This window comes from Streptomyces ziwulingensis, from assembly GCF_039542605.1.
Classification (GTDB): Bacteria; Actinomycetota; Actinomycetes; order Streptomycetales; family Streptomycetaceae; genus Streptomyces; species Streptomyces ziwulingensis.
In genome coordinates this window covers 24,946-43,956 of record NZ_BAABIG010000022.1, presented here as the reverse complement: position 1 = coordinate 43,956, position 19,011 = coordinate 24,946, and the positions used below count along the sequence as shown (strand labels likewise).

At 72.5% G+C, this 19,011-nt stretch carries 16 protein-coding genes and 1 pseudogene; 4 read left to right on the top strand and 13 right to left on the bottom strand.

Going from position 1 to position 19,011, the window contains the following annotated elements:
• Positions 1-369 precede the first annotated feature (369 nt).
• The 7 genes from pheA to ABEB00_RS11230 form a co-directional block, all read right to left on the bottom strand.
• A complete protein-coding gene (pheA, locus tag ABEB00_RS11260) occupies positions 370-1,302 on the bottom strand; it encodes a prephenate dehydratase (RefSeq protein ID WP_345619202.1) in 933 nt (310 codons plus the stop codon).
• A gap of 110 nt (positions 1,303-1,412) precedes the next feature.
• On the bottom strand, positions 1,413-2,768 hold the full coding sequence (efeB, locus tag ABEB00_RS11255; protein ID WP_345619200.1) for an iron uptake transporter deferrochelatase/peroxidase subunit: 1,356 nt from the start codon (positions 2,766-2,768) through the stop codon (positions 1,413-1,415).
• 8 nt (positions 2,769-2,776) lie between these two features.
• Complete coding sequence (locus ABEB00_RS11250) at positions 2,777-4,732, bottom strand: copper resistance CopC/CopD family protein (protein WP_345619198.1); 1,956 nt, start codon at positions 4,730-4,732, stop codon at positions 2,777-2,779.
• Between the two features lie 13 nt (positions 4,733-4,745).
• Entirely contained in the window at positions 4,746-5,228 is a 483-nt protein-coding gene (locus tag ABEB00_RS11245) for a copper chaperone PCu(A)C (protein WP_345619196.1), read from the bottom strand.
• Positions 5,225-5,878 carry an SCO family protein gene (locus ABEB00_RS11240; protein WP_345619194.1) on the bottom strand — a complete coding sequence of 218 codons (654 nt, stop codon included), beginning with the start codon at positions 5,876-5,878 and terminating at the stop codon, positions 5,225-5,227. Before ABEB00_RS11240 ends, ABEB00_RS11245 begins: the two co-directional genes overlap by 4 nt.
• A gap of 88 nt (positions 5,879-5,966) precedes the next feature.
• Positions 5,967-6,728, bottom strand: coding sequence for a YcnI family copper-binding membrane protein (locus tag ABEB00_RS11235; RefSeq protein ID WP_345619193.1), 762 nt, complete (start codon positions 6,726-6,728; stop codon positions 5,967-5,969).
• Between the two features lie 131 nt (positions 6,729-6,859).
• On the bottom strand, positions 6,860-7,702 hold the full coding sequence (locus ABEB00_RS11230; RefSeq protein WP_345619191.1) for a hypothetical protein: 843 nt from the start codon (positions 7,700-7,702) through the stop codon (positions 6,860-6,862).
• A 225-nt stretch (positions 7,703-7,927) separates the two neighbouring features.
• On the opposite strand from ABEB00_RS11230, the gene ABEB00_RS11225 reads away from it, so the two are divergent.
• Positions 7,928-8,389 (top strand): ATP-binding protein, encoded by a 462-nt coding sequence (locus tag ABEB00_RS11225; RefSeq protein ID WP_345619189.1) that lies wholly within the window; start codon positions 7,928-7,930, stop codon positions 8,387-8,389.
• A 163-nt stretch (positions 8,390-8,552) separates the two neighbouring features.
• On the opposite strand, the gene ABEB00_RS11220 is transcribed toward ABEB00_RS11225, so the two are convergent.
• Together ABEB00_RS11220 and ABEB00_RS11215 are read right to left on the bottom strand one after the other, a co-directional pair.
• Positions 8,553-10,010, bottom strand: a complete 1,458-nt coding sequence (locus ABEB00_RS11220; RefSeq protein WP_345619187.1) for an aminopeptidase P family protein — start codon at positions 10,008-10,010, stop codon at positions 8,553-8,555.
• Between the two features lie 113 nt (positions 10,011-10,123).
• Entirely contained in the window at positions 10,124-11,527 is a 1,404-nt protein-coding gene (locus tag ABEB00_RS11215) for a PP2C family protein-serine/threonine phosphatase (protein ID WP_345619185.1), read from the bottom strand.
• Positions 11,528-12,147: 620 nt separating this feature from the next.
• On the opposite strand from ABEB00_RS11215, the gene ABEB00_RS11210 reads away from it, so the two are divergent.
• A complete protein-coding gene (locus ABEB00_RS11210) occupies positions 12,148-12,813 on the top strand; it encodes a bifunctional DNA primase/polymerase (RefSeq protein ID WP_345619183.1) in 666 nt (221 codons plus the stop codon).
• A gap of 484 nt (positions 12,814-13,297) precedes the next feature.
• On the opposite strand, the gene ABEB00_RS11205 is transcribed toward ABEB00_RS11210, so the two are convergent.
• The 3 genes and pseudogenes from ABEB00_RS11205 to ABEB00_RS11195 form a co-directional block, all read right to left on the bottom strand.
• Complete coding sequence (locus ABEB00_RS11205; RefSeq protein ID WP_345619181.1) at positions 13,298-14,275, bottom strand: DUF5926 family protein; 978 nt, start codon at positions 14,273-14,275, stop codon at positions 13,298-13,300.
• Positions 14,276-14,512: 237 nt separating this feature from the next.
• The gene (locus ABEB00_RS11200; RefSeq protein ID WP_345619178.1) at positions 14,513-15,151 is read right to left on the bottom strand and encodes an ATP-binding protein; all 639 of its coding nucleotides are present in this window, start codon (positions 15,149-15,151) and stop codon (positions 14,513-14,515) included.
• A 187-nt stretch (positions 15,152-15,338) separates the two neighbouring features.
• Positions 15,339-16,163 (bottom strand): annotated as a pseudogene (locus tag ABEB00_RS11195) (glycerophosphodiester phosphodiesterase); the annotation flags it as partial.
• A gap of 266 nt (positions 16,164-16,429) precedes the next feature.
• On the opposite strand from ABEB00_RS11195, the gene ABEB00_RS11190 reads away from it, so the two are divergent.
• A complete protein-coding gene (locus ABEB00_RS11190; protein WP_345619176.1) occupies positions 16,430-17,881 on the top strand; it encodes a S1C family serine protease in 1,452 nt (483 codons plus the stop codon).
• 325 nt (positions 17,882-18,206) lie between these two features.
• Here ABEB00_RS11190 and ABEB00_RS11185 read toward each other — a convergent pair whose 3' ends face one another.
• Entirely contained in the window at positions 18,207-18,377 is a 171-nt protein-coding gene (locus tag ABEB00_RS11185; RefSeq protein ID WP_345619174.1) for a hypothetical protein, read from the bottom strand.
• Between the two features lie 292 nt (positions 18,378-18,669).
• Between ABEB00_RS11185 and ABEB00_RS11180 the strand changes: the two genes are divergently transcribed.
• The gene (locus ABEB00_RS11180; protein WP_345619173.1) at positions 18,670-18,996 is read left to right on the top strand and encodes a transposase; all 327 of its coding nucleotides are present in this window, start codon (positions 18,670-18,672) and stop codon (positions 18,994-18,996) included.
• The last annotated feature ends 15 nt before the right edge of the window (positions 18,997-19,011 follow it).

The following is a 19,011-nucleotide window of genomic DNA, read 5'->3' as shown; positions in this document are numbered from 1 at the left end:
ACAGGTTCGCCCGGTCCGGAAAAGTTATCCACAGCCTGTGCGAAAGATCTGTGGACTCCGGAGTTGATCACTCCGGATCATGCCGAATCGGGCATCAGGGACGAAGAATTCCCGACCCAAACCCTCGGTGCACCCACTTTCGAGTGGAAACGGGTCACTCCGGAGGCTGGTGAGCGAGAAACAGGTGGACGAGGGGTGACCGGCAGCCCTGTGGACGCACATGGGGCCTGTAGGGGGATTTGTCGACTGAATGGCACTTCGTTGTCGACTTGTCCCCAGGTCGAGACCCGGGCCTGTGGATAACTTCTGTGGATAACGAAAATCAGCAGGTAGGACTGGTCGAGACCGGTCGTGACCGTTCGGGACCGGTCAGAATCGGCCGTCCTGGCACCGCGCGACCCAGTCCGCGGCCGCGGTGAACTCCTCGTCCGACGTCCCGGGGTACGGGGTCCCCGCCTGGTGCGGCTCCAGCCCCGCCCGCGGGTACGACCCGAGGTACCGCACCTGGAGGCAGATCCGCTTCAGTCCCATGAGGGCCTCGGCCATCCGCCGGTCGGAGATGTGCCCCTCGGCGTCGATGCAGAAGCAGTAGTTGCCGATCCCGGCGCCGGTGGGCCGGGACTGCAGCAGCATGAGGTTGATGCCCCGGGTGGCGAACTCGCCCAGCAGGTCGCGCAGCCCGCCGGGGTGGTCGTCGCGCTGCCAGATCACGACGGAGGTCTTGTCCGCGCCGCTCGGCGCGGCCGGCCGGGCGGGTCGGCCCACCAGGACGAACCGGGTCTGGGCGTTCTCCGCGTCGTGGATGCCGGTCTCCAGCGCCACGAGGCCGTACCGGGCGGCGGCGAACTCGCCCGCGAAGGCCGCGTCGTACCGCCCGTCCTGTACCAGGCGGGCGGCGTCGGCGTTGGAGGCGGCCGACTCCCAGACGACGTCCGGGAGGTGTGCCTTGAGCCAGTTGCGGACCTGCGGCTGGGCGGCCGGGTGGGCGCTGACCGTCTTGATGTCCGACAGCTTGGTGCCGGGGCGCACCAGCAGGGCGAAGGTGATGGAGAGCAGCACCTCGCGGTAGATCATCAGCGGCTGGCCCGCGACCAGTTCGTCCAGGGTGGTGGTGATGCCGCCCTCGACGGAGTTCTCGATCGGCACGAACGCGGCCTCGGCCTGGCCGCCGCGGACCGCGTCGAGCGCGGACTGGACCGACACGTACGGGACCAACTCGCGGGTCGCCGCCTCCGGGAGGGTGCGCAGGGCGACCTCGGTGAAGGTGCCCTCGGGGCCGAGATAGGCGTAACTGGCTGACATGGCCTCACCCTAAGGGGCCCCGCGGGGCGGTCGGGGGAGCCGTCCCGGAACCGGCCGGGGGTGCCGCCCCGGAGCCGGAGTCGGAGCCGGAGCCGGAGCCGGTCCGGGGGTCACCCCTCCAGCAGCCGCTGTCCCACGTACTCCCCCTCCGCCGCCCCGCCCGGCACCGCGAACAGGCCGCTCGCCTCGTGCCGGACGAACCTCGACAGCGCGTCGCCCCGGTCCAGCTTCCGCTGCACCGGCACGAAGCCGCGCAGCGGATCGGCCTGCCAGCAGACGAAGAGCAGACCCGCGTCGGGGACCCCGTCGGCGTCGAAGCCGTCGTGGTACGACAAGGGCCGGCGGAGCATCGCCGCGCCGCCGTTCTGGTCGGGGCGGGTGATGCGCGCGTGCGCGTTGATCGGGACCACCAGGTTCCCGTCCCGGTCGGTCTTCTCCAGGTCCATGTCGGTCGTCTCGCCGCCCCCGGACAGCGGCGCGCCGTCGGACTTGCGGCGCCCGATGACGTCCTCCTGGTCCTTGGCCGACAGCTCCTCCCAGTCGTCGAGGAGCATCCGGATACGGCGTACGACGACGTAGGAGCCGTTCGCCATCCACGCCGGGTCGTTCGCACCGGAGCCCTCGCCCCCACCCTGGCCCTCACCCCCGCCCCCGCCTTGGCCCCCGCCCGTGCCCGGCACGAAGATCCGCTGGTCGAAGTCGGCGTCGGTGGTCTTCGGGTTGCGGGTGCCGTCGACCTGGCCCATCAGGTTGCGGGCCGTCATGGGGTGGGCGGTGGCGCCCGGCGACCGGTTGAAGCCGTTCATCTGCCAGCGCACCCGGGCCGCCGCCCCGGCGTCCTTCTGGAGCGCGCGCAGGGCGTGGAAGGCGACGAGGGCGTCGTCCGCGCCGACCTGCACCCACAGATCGCCGTTGCTGCGGGCCTTGTCGAGCTGGTCGGAGGAGAAGTCGGGCAGCGGGTCGAGGGAGACCGGGCGCTGCTTCTCCAGCCCGGTCCGGCCGAAGAAGCTGTGGCCGAACCCGAAGGTGACGGTCAGGGAGGAGGGCCCGGCGTCCCGGGCCACGTCCGTGTCACCGCTCCCGGCCGGTTCGCCCGCCATCAGCCGCCGGGCCGTGTCGGACCAGCGGCGCAGCAGCGCCGCCGCCTCCTTGCGCCCGGCACCGGCCGCCAGGTCGAAGGCGACGAGATGGCCCCGGGCGGGCGTCGGCGTGGTGATACCGGGCTGATGTTTCCCGTGAAACATCACCCGCCCGTCGCCCAGCGAGGTCAGCGGGGTGGCCCCGGCGGGCGCGGCGGCGTACCCCGCCGCGCCGCCCGCCGCGCCGAGCACGAGCCCGGTGGCACCGGCCGTACCGAGCAGCCGCCGCCGTGAGATGCCCTCCGCGTGGGGGGCGGTCCCCGGGGAGACGGCCTCCGGCCGTGCGTCCTCGGCGGTACGGGTCTGCGGGATGGACTGGTCAGCCATGGTGCGGTTCAGCCGATCTGCGCGTTCTTGGAGACGGTCACCTGGTCGATGTCGGAGGTCCGCACGGTCACGGCGACCTCCCAGTCGCCGGCCATGGGGAGCTGCACTCCGCTCGCCGACCAGTGTCCCGTGGTGATGTGGTCGGGGACGACGGGCAGCGGCCCGATGTCCTTGGTCTTCAGGGTGAAAGCGATCTTCACCTCGGGGATGTCGAAGGCGCTGCCGTCCGGACGCTCCACGTAGACGTGCACCTCGTTGGCGCCGACCCGCGCGGGGTCCAGCTCGATGCGGACCACGCCCTTGCCGTTGCGGCCGGCGGTGTCGAACGGCATGTCCAGGGTCACCGCGCCGGTCGACGGGGTGCCGGCCGAGGCGGCGGAGGAGGTGGCCGCCGCGGCCTCCTGCTCGGTGCGGCCCGGTTCGGTCTGCGTCAGCACGGTGGTCACGGCGAGGAGTACGACGGCGACGCCCGCCTCGGCCAGCACCGAGCGACGCAGTCCGAAGCGCTGCGGATCGGCGTCCCGCAGCCGTTTGCGCCGCGCGGCGTCCACCGCCGCCCGCTGCCGGGCGAGCTGCGCGGCCCGCCGCGCGTCGGCTCCGGAGGCGGAGGCGGAAGCGGTGGTGGCGGTGGCGGTGGTAACGGCGGTGGCGCCGGTGCTGGGTGTGGACGCCGCCCTGACCTGCTCCTTCCGCTCCTTCTTCGTCTCCCGGGGCCGCGGTACGGCGGGTGCCGCCTCGGCCAGCCGGGCCGTCCAGCGCCGGGAGACGTAGGCGATGCCGACGAGCACCGCCACGAGGGCGATCTTGGCGAGCAGCAGTTGTCCGTACCGGGTGCCGGTGAACGCCGTCCAGGAGCCGAGCTGCCGCCAGGACTGGTAGCCGCCGGTCACCACCAGCGCGACCACACTGCCGAAGGCCACGGCGGAGAACCGGCGTACGGCCCCGCCGTCGACCGGCGTGTCCGCCGGCGCCCGGTACAGGGAGACGAGCAGGGCGGTCAGCCCGCCCAGCCAGGCCGCCACGGCGAGCAGGTGTACCACGTCGACCGGCATGGCGAGGCCCGCCTGGAGCCCGACCGAGGCGTGCTCGGACATCGCCCAGGTCGCCGCGAGCCCGGCCGCGACGACGGCCCCGCCGACCGCGAGCCCGAAGGTCAGGTCCCGCTTCTCCTCGTCCTCCCGCTTGTCGTAGGCGCCGAAGAGCACGGCGACGAAGAGGGCCGCCGCCGCGAGCAGCAGCAGCCGGGAGACCAGCGCCGCCCCCGTCTTGGTCTGGAGCACCTGCCCGAGCGACTCCAGGTCGAAGACGTCGCCGAGCTTCCCGGAGCCGGTGTACGAGCCGCGCAGCAGCAGCAGGAGCAGCGTCGCGCCGGTGAGCGTGAGCCAGCCGGAGACCACCAGCCGCTGCACCGCCCGCACCCCGGAGCCGCGCGGCCAGCAGGCGAGGACGAAGGCGGCGCCGCCGATCAGTACGGTGAAACCGGCGTACGCGGCGTAGCGGCCGAGGCCGTACAGTCCGCCGACGACCCCGCCGTCCGCCTCCTGGCCGGTGGCGGAGACGGAGGTCTTGGACGGGGCCCCGATGGAGAAGGTGTAGGCGCCGGCCACCGGATGACTGTCCGCGGAGACGACCTGGTAGGTCACCGTGTAGGTGCCGTCCGGCAGCCCCGCGTGCAGGCCGACGCCGTAGGTGGTGCCGCCGGACCCGGCGGGCGTGCCCTCGTCGACGCGTTTGCCCCGCGGGTCCAGGACGCGCAGCGAGTCGTCGTCCAGGGAGACCGACTCGGAGAAGGTCAGCGAGACCCGCGCCGGCGCCTCGTCGACCACCGCCCCCTGCCGGGGATCGCTGCCGGTCAGCGCGGCGTGCGCGGACGCCGGGGCGGCGCCGGCCAGCAGCGCGCAGGCCGCCGCCAGGAACAGCAGCACCAGGGTCCGCAGGCGTGGGACAGTGATCGGCGTCGTCAAGGTGGTCCCTCCCTCAGTGTCCGGAGCGCTCGCCGGACGGCCGGTACGTGGCCGCCTCGACCGGCATCTCGACCGTGACGGGGCCGGAGTCCGCGAAGTGCAGCTCCACGGCGACCTCCTGGCCCTCCTTCGGCTTCCGCTTCATCTTGTCGAACATCAGATGATCGCCGCCGCTCTGCAGTACGAGCTTTCCGTGGGCGGGGACGGGCAGGGTGTCGACCTCCCGCATCGTGCCGTCCACGGTCTTGTGCACGGTGACCTCGCCCACGTCGCTGGTGACTCCGGTCAGCTCGTCGGCCGCGGCACCGTCGTTGGTGACGGTCAGGAACCCGGCCGCCATCGAGTCGGAGACCGGCTGCGGCATGTAGGCGGTGCCGACCGAGAGGTCCGCCCTCGAACCGGAGCCGTCCGTACCGGGACCGGAGTCGTCCGCGCCGCAGCCCGCGAGGAACAGGGCACCCACCAGTACGGCGGCGGACAGCGCGGGGCGGCTCACGGCCGCTCCCCCTTGACGATGCTGGGGAGGTCCTTGGTGTAGTCGTCGACGGTGGCGTCCTCGCCGTAGAGCAGGTAACCGCCGTCCGTCTTCGGGGAGAAGGCGATGACCTGGGTGCCGTGGGTGGAGACGATCTTGCCGTTCTTGTCCTTGCTCGGCGGGTCGATGGAGATGCCGAGGGCGCGCGCGCCGGCCTGGATGGTGTCGAAGTCGCCGGTCAGTCCGACGACCTGCGAGTCGATGCCCTTGAGCCACTTACCGAGCGCGGCGGGGGTGTCCCGCTCGGGGTCGGTGGTCACGAACACCACGCGCAGCGCGTCCTGCTGGGCCTTGGAGAGCTGCTTCTTGGCGACGGCGATGTTGTTCATCGTCAGCGGGCAGACGTCGGGGCAGTTGGTGTAGCCGAAGTAGATCAGCGTCGGCCTGCCCGCGGTCTCCTCGCGGAGGTCGTACTTCTCGCCGCTGGTGTCGGTGAGGACCAGGTCCGGCTTTTCGAACGGCTGGTCGAGCACGGTGGCCGCCTTCCGGGCGGCGGGGTCCTCGGAGACCACGCTGACAGGGGTGCCGGAGTCGTCACCGCTGCCGCAGGCGGACAGGGTCAGGGAGGCGGCGGCGAGCAGGGCCGCCGCGGCGAACGTCTTCTTGCGCATGGAGAGAGGTGTCCCAGTCGTGGTGGTGCTCCGGTGCGTACCGGGGCCCGAACGGCGGACCCCGGTACGCACCGGACTAGCGGATGGCTCAGGCGCCGGCGCGCCGGCGTCCGGCGAGGACGCCGTAGGCCACGCCCACCGCGCCGACGACGATGCCGACGACGCCCAGCACGCGGGCCGTGGTGTCGCTGCTGTCGCTGTCTTCGGCGGAGGCGGAGGCGGTGTCGGTGGCCGTGTCCTTGGCGGCCGCCTCGGTGTCGTCACTGTCCCCGGCGTCGGCGGCCTCGCTGCCGGAGGAGCCGTGGGCGTCGTCCTCGGCGTCGGAGAGCGCGAGCACCGGCGCCGGCGAGTCCGGCTCCTCCTGGCCCTCCTGCGGCACCTCGATCCAGCGCACGACCTCCTTGTTGGAGTACGTCTGGATCGCCTTGAAGACGAGCTGGTCGGCGTCCTCGGGCAGCGCGCCGAGGGAGACCGGGAACTTCTGGAAGAAGCCGGGCTCGATGCCGTCGCCGTCGGCGGTCCACGTCACCTTGGTGACGGCCTCGGTGAGCTTCTCGCCGTGCGACTCGATCGGCTTGTCGAGCTTGCTCTTGGTGACCTCGATGTCCCAGCCCTGGACCGGCTGCGGCATCACCGACGCCAGCGGGTGGCCGGCGTCCAGGGTGACCTCCAGCTTGGTGGTGGAGGCGTTGTCCCGCTCGTTGGGGACCTTGAAGTTCACCGTCGCGTAGCCGCCCTTGGCGGCCTCGCCCTCCGGCTGCACGGTGACGTGCGCGAAGGCGGGGGCGGACAGGACGAGGACGGCGGTGCCGGCGACGGCGCCGGCGGCGGCGATACGGGAAGCCTTCATGACAGGAGCACTCCGCTTCGGGTGAGTTCCGGTGAGTTCCGGTGGATCGCGATGAGGGGTCGCGCGCGCACGCGCGTGCCGCACGACGGCCTTCCCCTCCACCGGTGCGGCGGAGCGGCGGTCACGTCGTGTCAGGCGGCGAGAACCATCGAAGAGCGCGGCGGACCGCGCCGGATCACCGTGTGCTGGAGTGCGGTGGTGCGCAGGCGTGGCGTGGCGAGCAACGCGGTACGCGGCGGGCGCACACCTTCCGCGGGTGCGCCCGTCAGCCCGGCGCACAGAGCGCACACCAGGGCGAGCGCCGCGCGCAGGGAGCGTACGAGAGCTTTCTCGGCCACCGAGTGCGCGGAGTGCGCCGACAGTTCGACCAGCCGGGCCAGGGCCTGGTCGCCGCGGCGCAGCAGCCAGCCGGCGGCCAGGGCGGCGAGGACGTGGCCCAGCAGCATCGGCAGGGACGGCAGCAGCGCGGCCGGGGAGGCGGCCGCGCTCGACAGGGCGTCCGCCGGATGGTGCGCGTGGCCGGCCGCCTCCGGCTGGACCCGCGCGTCGGTGAGGATGCGCTGGGCCTGGGCCGGGCTGATCGCCGCGGCGGTGGCCCCGCACACCAGCCGCGCGGCCGCCTGGACCAGCGAGGCGTCGGACAGGGAACCGGAGCCCGCGGGGCCCGCGGCGGGTACCGCGGCCGTCGTGGCCGCGTGGTGCTGCCCCAGGCCGAACAGTGTGTGCAGCGCCGTCTGGCCGACCGCGAGCAGCGCGGCGATCCCGGGCATCGAACGCTCGCGTCCGGCGAGGGGCGCGGCGACCACGACCGTCCCGAGGAACCCCACGCCCAGCGACCACAGCGGGACGTTCGCGCAGGAGGCCAGCGTGTGCCCCGCGCCGGCCAGCACGACGCAGACCGCGGCGAACACCGCGGCCCGCAGAATCCGGAGATCTCTCCCGGAGCGCGCCGAAGGCGGGTGGGGGGCAGTCATGGCGGGCTCATCATCGCACTGGCCCCACCCGCGCCGTACGGCAGGTCCACAAGATTCCGTACGACCGGAAGATCACCCTTCGGTACGGAGCGCCCCTTCATACACCGGTCGCACCAGGGGCGCATCCGCCGTATGGGCGGAGTCACGTCGGCCCCGCGCTTACGCGACGCCGCGTCGGGCAATACGTAACGGTATGTCGAGCCGCGGCCAGGAGGCTGGTGCAGCATGAGCATCTGGTGGTCACTCCATCTGCGGCGCGAGGCGGCGAGCGTGCCCCTCGCCCGCCGCCTGCTGGTCGGCACCATGGAGACCGCGGGCGTCGACCCCGACATCTCCTACGACCTCTCCGTCGCCCTCACCGAGGCGTGCGCCAACGCCGTCGAACACGGCGGGGAGGGCGGGACCGGCCCGTCCTCGGAGGCGTACCGGGTCACGGCCTACCTGGACGGCGAGCGGTGCCGTATCGAGGTCACCGACGCCGGACCCGGCTTCCCCGGTGCTCCCCCCGTCGTCCGGCCGGTCCGCGCGGTGCCCACCGACGCCGAGCACGGCCGCGGCCTCTGTCTCATCCGGGAGCTGGCCGACCACGTGCACATCGGCAACACCCCGGGGTACGGCGGCGGAGCCATGGTGAGCTTCGACAAGATCATCAAGTGGCGGAAGGACGCCCCGCTCATGGCGGTGTAGAGGCCCGTCCGCGGGCGACCGGTCCGGAGCACACGCGTGGAGGCCGGGTACGGAGATCTCCGTACCCGGCCTCCACGCGTGTGCGCGGCACCCCGCCCTCTACGCGGGTGGGGTGCGGCTCCTTCGCGGACGGGGTGCGGCCCCTCCGCGGGCGGCTGCGGCGTCAGCCCTTCAGCGCGGCCATCCACGCCTCGACCTCGTCGGACCGGCGCGGCAGCCCGGCCGAGAGGTTCCGGTTGCCGTCCTCGGTGACCAGGATGTCGTCCTCGATCCGGACGCCGATGCCCCGGTACTCCTCGGGCACGGTCAGGTCGTCGGCCTGGAAGTACAGGCCCGGCTCGACGGTGAGCACCATGCCGGGCTCCAGCGTCCCGCCGACGTACGACTCCACGCGGGCGGCCGCGCAGTCGTGGACGTCCATGCCGAGCATGTGACCGGTGCCGTGCAGCGTCCAGCGGCGCTGCAGCCCCAGCTCCAGCACCCGCTCGACCGGGCCCTCGGCCAGGCCCCACTCGACCAGCTTCTCGGCCAGCACACGCTGCGCGGCGTCGTGGAAGTCGCGGTACTTGGCGCCCGGCCGCACCGCCGCGATACCGGCCTCCTGGGCCTCGTACACGGCGTCGTAGATCTTCTTCTGGATCTCGCTGTACCTGCCGTCGATCGGCAGCGTGCGCGTGACGTCGGCGGTGTAGTACGTGTGCGTCTCCACGCCCGCGTCGAGCAGCAGCAGGTCGCCGGAGCGGACCGGGCCGTCGTTGCGCACCCAGTGCAGCGTGCAGGCGTGCGGGCCGGCGGCGCAGATCGAGCCGTAGCCGACGTCGTTGCCCTCCACGCGTGCGCGCAGGAAGAACGTGCCCTCGATGTAGCGCTCGCTGGTCACCTCGGCCTTGTCGAGGACCTTCACCACGTCCTCGAAGCCGCGCACCGTGGAGTCGACCGCCTTCTGCAGCTCGCCGATCTCAAACCCGTCCTTGACCAGGCGGGCCTCGGAGAGGAAGACGCGCAGTTCCTCGTCGCGCTCGGCGGTGACCTTGTCGGCCAGGGCCGCCTCGATGCCGGCGTCGAAGCCGCGCACCACGCGCACCGGGCCGGTGGCCTCGCGCAGCGCGCCGGCCAGCTCGCGCACGTCGGAGGCGGGGATGCCGTACAGCTTCGCCGCCTCGGTGAGCGAGTGGCGGCGGCCGACCCACAGCTCGCCCTGGCCGTTCAGCCAGAACTCGCCGTTCCCGCGGTCCGAGCGCGGCAGCAGGTAGATGGTCTCCCGGTGCCCGTCCGCGGTGGGCTCCAGCACCAGGACGCCGTCCTCGGTCTGGTTGCCGGTGAGGTACGCGTACTCCACGGAGGCGCGGAAGGCGTACTCCGTGTCGTTCGACCGCGTCTTCAGGTTGCCCGCGGGCACCACCAGGCGCTCGCCGGGGAAGCGCGCGGAGAGCGCGGCACGGCGGGCGGCGGTCTCGGCTGCCTGGGCGATCGGCTCCAGGTCGCGCAGCTCGGTGTCGGCCCAGCCGGACTTCATGTTCTCGGCGAGCTCGTCGGTGACGCCCGGGTACAGGCCGTTCTTACGCTGCTTGATCGGCTCTTCTTCAGCGGTCTCCGGGGTCTCCGGCAACTCCTCCGCCACGGTCATCCTCCTAGTTACGGCACTGGGCCACCCCCCATCGTACGGTTGCCCGGAAGGGGGCCCAGGGCCGGAGGACCTGTTACACCGGCTCGCACCGGCGGGCGGGCGGAGGGCTACTCGAACCGCACCGCCAGCAGTACGACGTCCTCCTCGGAGTCGGCCGTGTCCAGTCCGTCGGGCAGCACCGTGCGCAGGACGTGGTCCGCGACGGCGTCCGGGTCGTGGCGCGCGGCCCGGGGGACGCCGGCCGCCGCCGCGTGCAGCCGGGCGAAGGCGCGGTCGGCCGGGTCACCGGTGCGGTGCAACAGCCCGTCGGTGTACAGCAGTACCGTCTCCCCGGCCGCCGCCTGCAACTCCACGCTGGGCGCCTCCCAGCAGGCCAGCATGCCCAGCGGCGCGGAGACCGAGGTCTCCACGAACCGGGTGCGCCGCTCGCCGACCAGCAGCGGCGGGCTGTGTCCCGCGCCGGCCAGCGTGATCCGGCGCAGCGCGGGCTCGCAGTAACCGAACAGGGCGGTGGCCGAGCGGGCCGGCTCGGTGAGCCGCAGCAGCAGCTCCAGGTCGGACAGGACGGCGACCGGATCCTCGCCCTCCATCACCGCGTACGCCCGCAGCGAGGCGCGCAGCCGGCCCATCGCGGCGACCGCGCTCGGCCCGCCGCCCGTGACGGAGCCGACGGAGAGGCCGAGGGCCGCGTCCGGCAGCGGCAGCGCGTCGTACCAGTCGCCGCCGCCGCGCGGGCCGGTGCGGTGCCGGACGGCGAGGCGGACGCCGGGCACCCGCGGCAGCCGCGCGGGCAGCAGCTCCCGCGCCAGCGTCGCCATGCGCTCCCGCGTGCGCTCGACCGCCAGGAGCCGGGCGAGGTGCTCGGTGGCGTACCGGACGTACAGCCCGGCCAGGTGCCGCTGCCGCTCGCGGGGTTCGGCGGGCTCGTCGTACAGCCAGGCGGCGGCGCCGAGGCGGCCCGCGGTGTCGGAGCGCAGCGGGAGTGTGTAGCTGGCGGCGTAGCCGAGCCGGGCGGCGACCTCGCGGTGGCGCGGGTCGAACCCCTCCTCGGCGAACAGGTCGGGCTCGGCGATACCGCCCTCGCCGCCCGGCAGCCCCTCCAGGATGCGTCCGTAGGACAGCGCGCCGCGGTCCACCGTCTCCAGGTGGCCGAGGTCGGCGCGGGTCAGCCCGAGGCCGGTCGAGCCGTCCGGACCGAGGCCGTCGGCGGGTTCCAGTACGAGCAGTCCGCGCCGGGCGCCCACCAGGGCGGCTCCCGCGCGCAGTACTTCCTGGACGGCGTCGGCGAGGGTGCCCGTGCGGGCCAGCCGCTCGGTCAGTTCGTGCAGCGTGGTGAGGTCGGAGACCCAGCCGGCCAGCCGGTCCTGGAGCAGGGCGCCCGGTGCGTCGGGGGAGGCCGGAGGGGGCGGCGCCGCCGGGGACGAACCCGGTGTGACGGACGCGACAGTGTGTGCGGGTGAGGGAACCGTTGAATCGATTCCGGCCACTTTCGGAGGGTGCGGGGCGTTCATGGCAACCGGCTTTCCGACCAGTGCTTACTGCTCAAAAGCATCGCAAACCCCCATGTCATTCTGCGTCGCCAGCAGTGTCTCCACATGTACACGCACTCGTAAGGAGATGTCCAGCATTGTCCTGCTGGGATTACTGGTGTCCGTGCGGTCCGAGCGACTTTTTCCGCGACATCTTGCGTAAATGCGAACTTGGCTTGAAACTGCCCCAGAGGACGGCTTGTTGCGGTCGACTGGGGGTGTTCCACGGAGCGTCACAACGGTCGTGATGGGTACGTACTCGGTGAAGGCCAGCGGTGGCCGGAGCCACCCGGAACCTGGCGGTGGGCCCGAGCGTCCTAACCACCGACGACCGTGCCCCATCCTCCCTTGGCGGAGGCGGAGAGAAATACGCGGAACGGCAAAACGCCAGACTTCGCCACCCCCGCGCCACGGCCATGCTTTTGATAGACGCAGCATGGACGGAACGGCCGCGGACGAAGCCAATGCGCGGCCCGCAGGGGTTTTTCCTTGTCTTCGACAGGGTGTGATGCGCCAACAGCTACGCAAAGCGAAGTGATCGACACATGGTGTGATGTGGACCACGGTGTTGCCATGCGTGCAACGGAAAGGAACGAGCGCTCATGCGCGAGATCCTCGGAAGGCGTCGCAGGCTCCTGTCCCGGCGCGGCGGCGGAGGGCCCGACCTGATCGGCGCGGCCCTGACCTACGCGGCGCATTGGCAGTGGCCCGTCCTCCCGGGCGTGGCGGCGGACCCGCAGGGTCGTTCCCGCTGCTGCTGTCCCGACCCGGAGTGCACGGTGCCCGGCGCGCACCCCTTCGACCCCGGCCTCCTCGCGGCCACCGCGGACGCGCGCATGGTGCGCTGGTGGTGGGGGAACCGCCCGGCCGCGCCGATCATCCTGGCCACCGGCGGCCTCGCGCCGTGCGCGGTGTCCCTGCCCGCGCTGCCGGCCGCCCGCGCCCTGGCCGCGCTCGACCTCAAGGGCATCCGCCTCGGCCCGGTCGTGGCCGCACCCACCCGCTGGTCGGTCCTGGTCAAGCCGTACTCCATGGAGCAGTTGGGTGAACTGCTCTACGCCAAGGACTTCGTCCCCGGCTCCCTGCGCTTCCACGGCGAGGGCGGCTACCTCGCCCTGCCCCCCTCCGAGACCGGCGCGGGCGGCGTCCGCTGGGAGCGGGCACCGCTGCCCGGCTCCTCCTCGCCCTGGCTGCCCGACGTCGAGGCGGTCGTCGACGCGGTGGTCGACGCCCTCACCCGCAAGGGTGTGAACGCCCCCGAGCTGTAGGGGAGCTGGGCGCGGAGCCCCTTGGAGCCCACGCGGCCGCACCGCCCGGATGCGCCATGCGCCCGCGCGGTGCGGCCGTGCGGTGCGGCCGCGCGGTGCGGTGGGACGGTGGGGTGGGGAGGGGTGGGCCAGCCGGGAACACGGTCGTCGCGGAGCGCACGGGCCGGGGCGGAGGGGGCCTTCTGCTGCCGGCTGCTGCTGCGTACGAGGAGCAACTCACCCCCGGAAGCGGGGCGGTGCACGCACGGCCGCGTCCTGCGAAAAGGGGCCGCACGGAAAGACCCGGTTGCTGGCGACGGGGGATGCACCAGCAACCGGGCTACTGGAACGGTAACAAGAGATCGGCGGTTAGCAAATTCGATCTCGGCCTTTCCGGTCATCGACTGGCCAGTCATGGCCGGGAGTTGTGACTGGGGTCACCTCGTGTCGATTCCGGCCCCGGCCGGCCCGGCCACCGGGCCGGACCAGGGCACGGAAGGCACCGCTAGCTGAGCGTGACCTGCCGGTTGGTCAGGCCGCCGCGGGCCCGGCGCTCGGCGGGGGTGAGCGCCGCGTCCGTGCTCAGGGCCTCGGCGAGGCGCTCGGCGAACTCCGCCGCGGGCTTCTCCACGTCCTGCGCCGAGACCTCGCTCGGCAGGTCCCAGACCGGCACGGTCAGCCCGTGGGCACGGAAGGAACCCACCAGCCGGGTGCCCTCGCCGAGCGACGAGCGGCCCGCCGCGTGCAGCCGCGCGAGAGCGTCCAGAAGACGCTCCTCCTCGTGCGGCATGACCCAGCGCAGGTGGTTCTTCTCCGGCGTCTCGCACCAGTAGGCGGCGTCCAGGCCCTGGAGCCGGACGGTCGGGATGGCCGCGGCGTTGGCCCGCTCCAGGGAGGCGGTCACCTCGGGCGTGGCGTTCTCCGAGTCCGGCACCCAGAATTCGAAGCCCTCGTGCACCACTGGCTCGAAAGCGCCCTCGGGGTCGAGCAGATCCTGCAGCCGGGGCCCGTCGGCCGGCGCCCGGCGGGACTGCACCGGCGAACCCGGTTCGGCGGTCAGCGCGCGCTGAAGGGTGTCGGCGAGGTCGCGGCTGAGGTCACCGGAGGCCATGTCGTTCTGCAGGCCGAGCAGGACCGAGCCGTCGTCGCGGCGCAGGGCGGGCCAGGCCATCGGCAGGACCGTGGCCAGCGTGACGGAGGGAACGCCCTCGGGAAGACCGCCCTTCAGCGGCAGCTCGACCGTGGCCGCGGGCACCAGTTCGCGCAGCGCCACCCAGTCGCACTCGCCGGGCAGCCCCTCGAACGGGCGCTGCACCAGCTCGGTCACGGCCTGCGCGGCGGCCCGGCCGTGGCACGCCTTGTAGCGGCGGCCGCTGCCGCAGGGGCAGGGTTCGCGGGCGCCGACGACCGGAACGTCCCCCTCGGCCCGGGCTCCGTCGAGCTGAGGGCGCTTGGCCTTCGTCTGGGGTCGCTTCTTGGCCATCGTGGCTGTCTCCCGGTTACGGCTCTACTCGTACGGGCGCGAGCCTAGCCGTTCACACCACGGCCGACGGGGCCCTGTGCACAACGCCGGGAATGTGGACGGAGCACCGGGGTAGAGGGCGGCCGTGGACGACAACGGGGTCGAGGACGACGGCAGGGCCGCCGTCCGGTGTGCCCGCGCCGTGGGTGCCCGGGGAATGCCGGGTCGTGCCGGGATCCGCTCCCGGCACGACCGAGGTCATCCCACGTCGTCGAAGGCGTCCGCGAAGTCCAGGCCGGGCATCTGGGCCACCGCCGGGGCCGTCACACGGGTCGCGAAGTCGTCGCGGCGGTGTCCGGCGTCCGGATCGTGCACATCGTCGTGGACGACGACCCAGACCGTGACCTCGCCGCGGGCGTCGTCCCGCACGCCCCAGTCGTCGGCCAGCGCCGTGATGATGTTGAGCCCTCGGCCGCCGTGCGCCGTGACGGAAGGCGTCGCCGGGGACGGGCGGGTGGGCCCGCCGCCGTCCGTCACCTCCACCAGCAGCCGGCCGCGGGCGTCCACCTGCCACGCGGCCCGCACATCGCCGTCGCCCGCCAGGGCGTCGCCCAGCGGCCTGCCGTGTTTGCACGCATTGCTGAGAAGTTCGGACAGGATCAGTACAGCGTCGTCGATGACCGTGTCCGCCACACCGCCTCTGCGCAACTGATCACGCATGCAGTGCCTCGCCTTGCCCACGCCCGCAGGGCCATGGGGTACGGCCATGCTCGACGACGTGGGCACTTCCTGTGCCACCACCAACGCCACCCCCGAGACCTCCTTCGCCCCACGCCACGGTGTGGATGCCCCATTGGCCGGAACCGGAAACCGGCCGATCGCCGTCCGGTGACGCATTCGACACGGGTGAACACGCGACGAACGCGCCGGAGTACACCCTGTGACCACCGGGCCGGGTCACGCCCGTGCGCGAGCGGGCGGGTCAGCGGTCCGGGTGGTCCGGGTGGTCCGGGTGGCCTGGGTGGTCGGGGCGGTCGGGGTGGTCCGGGCGGCCGGGGCGATCCAGACGGTCCAGGCGATCCAGACGGTCCAGGCGGTCCCGTACCGCGCGTGGGCGGTTGGTGATGACGGCGTCCACGCCCAGCCCCGCGCAGAGGTCCACATCAGCGGTCTCGTTCACCGTCCACACGTGCACCTGGTGGCCGGAGCGCTTCAGGCGCTCGATGTACGCGGGGTGAGCGCGCACGATCCTGAGCGAGGGGCCCGCGATCCCCACACCGGCCGGAAGCCGCCCGTCGCGCAGCCGCGGGGAGACGAACTGCATCAGGTAGACGGTCGGCAGCGTCGGGGCCGCCGCCCGCACCCGGTGCAGCGAACGCGCCGAGAAGCTCATCACGCGGACCGCCGACTCCCGCGCGTGCGGCGGGGAGTCCAGGCCGAACCGCTTGAGCAGCACCAGGAGCCGCTCCTCCACCTGGCCCGCCCACCGTGTGGGGTGCTTGGTCTCGATGGCCAGCTCCACCCGGCGCCCGGCGTCGGCGACGAGTTCGAGCAGCCGTTCCAGGGTGAGGACGGAGGTCGCCTCCCGGTCCTCGGGCCGGTGCACCCAGTCCGGGTCCTCCTCGCGCGCCTGCCACGCCCCGCGCGTCTTCCAGGAGCCGAAGTCCAGTGCGGCCAGATCGGCCAGCTCCAGGGCCGATACCGCGCCGCGGCCGTTCGACGTACGGTTGACGCGGCGGTCGTGTACGCACACGAGGTGGCCGTCGGCGGTCAGGCGCACGTCGCACTCCAGGGCGTCCGCACCGTCCTCGATCGCCTTCCGGTACGCGGCCAGCGTGTGCTCGGGGGCCTCGTCCGACGCTCCGCGGTGGGCGACGACCTGGATCCGGTGCTGTCGTGCGTGGGTCACCGCGTCATGGTGCCATCGAGAGGTGGCGGCCGGGTGGGCAGGGATGGGCACCTCAGGTACGAATGATCCGTAATGTCCGATGTAAGAAATGGCGTCGGACCCACAGCAACCGCTTATGGTGCTCTGACGGCCAGTGGGAAAAGCTGTCGACATACAAAAAGACATGCACAGCTACACCGCGCCGGACCAGGTGGCCGGCGCGCACGAACGTGGCTGAGTACGACTCAGTGCCACCGAACGACAGCCGTGGATCGAGGAGAAAAGCTGTGAGCACCGAGAACGAGGGCACCGCGGTACCCCCGGCGCCGTCCGCACCCCCCGTGCCGGTGGATGCTCCCGCTACCTCCCCGCAGCCCTCGCCGCCGCAGGGCGGCGCGCCGACGCCGCCCGGCCCGGTGCCGGGCGCCCAGGCGCACGCCGGGAGCGCGCAGGACCACCCCGGCCAGGCGCCCGCGCCGTACGGCTCCGCCGTGCAGGGCTCGGCCCCGGACGCCTCCTGGCCGCCGCCCCCGCCGCCCGCCGGCCCGTCGTACGGCGGCGCGGGCGACGGTTCCGGCGGTGGCTGGGGCGCCTCGTACCAGCAGCAGCCGGCGCCGAAGTCCGGCCGCGGGCGCGGCGGGCTGCTCGCCGGGGTCCTGATCGCCGCGCTGGTGGCCGGCGGAGTGGGCGGCGGCCTCGGCTACACCCTGGCCGAGAACAACGACAGCGGCGGCTCCACCACGGTCTCCGCGGGCGACACCGGCGGCTCGGTCAAGCGCGAGGCGGGTACGGTCGCGGGTGTGGCCCAGCGGGCGCTGCCCAGCACGGTCACCATCGAGGCCGAGAGCAACAGCGGCGAGGGCGGCACCGGCACCGGTTTCGTCTTCGACAAGCAGGGCCACATCGTCACCAACAACCACGTGGTGGCCGAGGCGGTCGACGGCGGCAAGCTCAGCGCCACCTTCCCCGACGGCAAGAAGTACGACGCCGAGGTGGTCGGTAACGCCCAGGGCTACGACGTCGCCGTCATCAAGCTGCTGAACGCGCCCTCGGACCTGAAGCCGCTCGCCCTCGGCGACTCCGAGAAGGTGGCCGTGGGCGACTCCACGATCGCCATCGGCGCGCCCTTCGGCCTCTCCAACACGGTGACCACGGGCATCATCAGCGCCAAGAACCGCCCCGTGGCCTCCAGCGACGGCAGCGCCGACAGCAAGGCGTCCTACATGAGCGCCCTGCAGACCGACGCCTCCATCAACCCGGGCAACTCCGGCGGCCCGCTGCTCGATGCCCAGGGCAACGTGATCGGCATCAACTCCGCGATCCAGTCCGCGAGCAACGGCCTCGGCGGCACCGGCCAGGCCGGTTCCATCGGCCTCGGCTTCGCCATCCCGATCAACCAGGCCAAGTACGTGGCCCAGCAGTTGATCGAGAACGGCAAGCCGGTGTACGCGAAGATCGGCGCCTCGGTCTCCCTGGAGGAGTCGACAAACGGCGCGCAGATCACCGACCAGGGCGTCAGCGGCGCCGAGCCCGTCGAGTCTGGCGGCCCCGCGGACAAGGCCGGCCTCAAGCCCGGCGACGTGATCACCAAGCTCGACGACCACGTCATCGACAGCGGCCCCACCCTGATCGGCGAGATCTGGACCCACCAGCCCGGCGACAAGGTCACGGTCACCTACGAGCGCGACGGCAAGGAACACACCACCGACCTCACCCTCGGCACCAAGGCCGGCGACTGACCCCCGGCCCACCACGGACCGGACGAACACACGGGCCGCCCCGAGCGGCCTGAACGACCGGTCGTGAAAAACGTGGATCCGGGACGCAGCGCTTCGCAGGTCATGGAGAAGCTGGTCGGATGGGGTGCCCCTGGTGGAGGGGCACCCCATCTGCATGAACCAGTCTCACCCGGACCCAGCCCTGTCGCGTGGTTGATCACTGTGCGTGGACCAGGCGTGGACCAGGCGTGGACCAGGGTTCACACGGCTCCGGCCGGGCGTTTCATCGGGGTGTCCTTTGCGCAGGACCGCACGCGGCGGGTCCTCCGACGTCGTGTGTAGGGCGTCAGGAATCATCCCCGAGGAGATGCGCCCAGAATGCGCGGGCGGTCCCGGAGGCCGCGCCGCTGATCGCCGCCAGGGTGCCTTTTCTCGCGAAGTCGCGGTGCGGTTCGGGTTCCGGCGACTCGGATGCCGGCACCTGGGTCGGCCGGGTCGGCTGCTGCTCCGTGCTCACGTCTCCTCCAAGGGGTTCTGGGCTGTTGGCCGTGAGGATGAGGGAGCGCGGGGTTAGCCCCGCAAGTCCCGTCCGGGTACAGGTCAGAAGCCCTTGGGGGGTGACTCTGTCGGGGATCTTGAGGATCCCCGGCGGAGCAGCATGATCAACGGGCATGCTCGGATCTGTTCAGGAACCGATGCAGTTGTCGAGGTGTCCGTTGTCGCTCCCCGCCCGTTCTGGTGAGCAAGTCCCCTCTCTGACCGCGCAGATGGCGCGAGCGAGTAACCCGGGTGGTACGACGGCGATGTGGGTGAGAGACCGCCTGGGCGGGCTGTGGCGTGACGAGGACTTCGCCGACTGGTACCCGCGCGACGGCCGCCCGGGGCTCTCGCCCGCCCAACTGGCCACCGTCTGTGTGCTCCAGTTCCTGCTCGGCCTGTCGGACCGGCAGGCGGCCGAGGCAGTTCGCTGCCGCATTGATTTCAAATACGCGCTGGCCATGGAACTGGACGATCCTGGCTTCCACCACAGCGTGCTGGCAGATTGCTGTGAGCGTCTCACCGAGGCCGTCCGCGCCGCACTGGAAGAGCTGGCCGGCACCGTTCCGCACCTGCTGGCCGATCTGGTCGACGAGTGAGGTTCCCCCGAGATG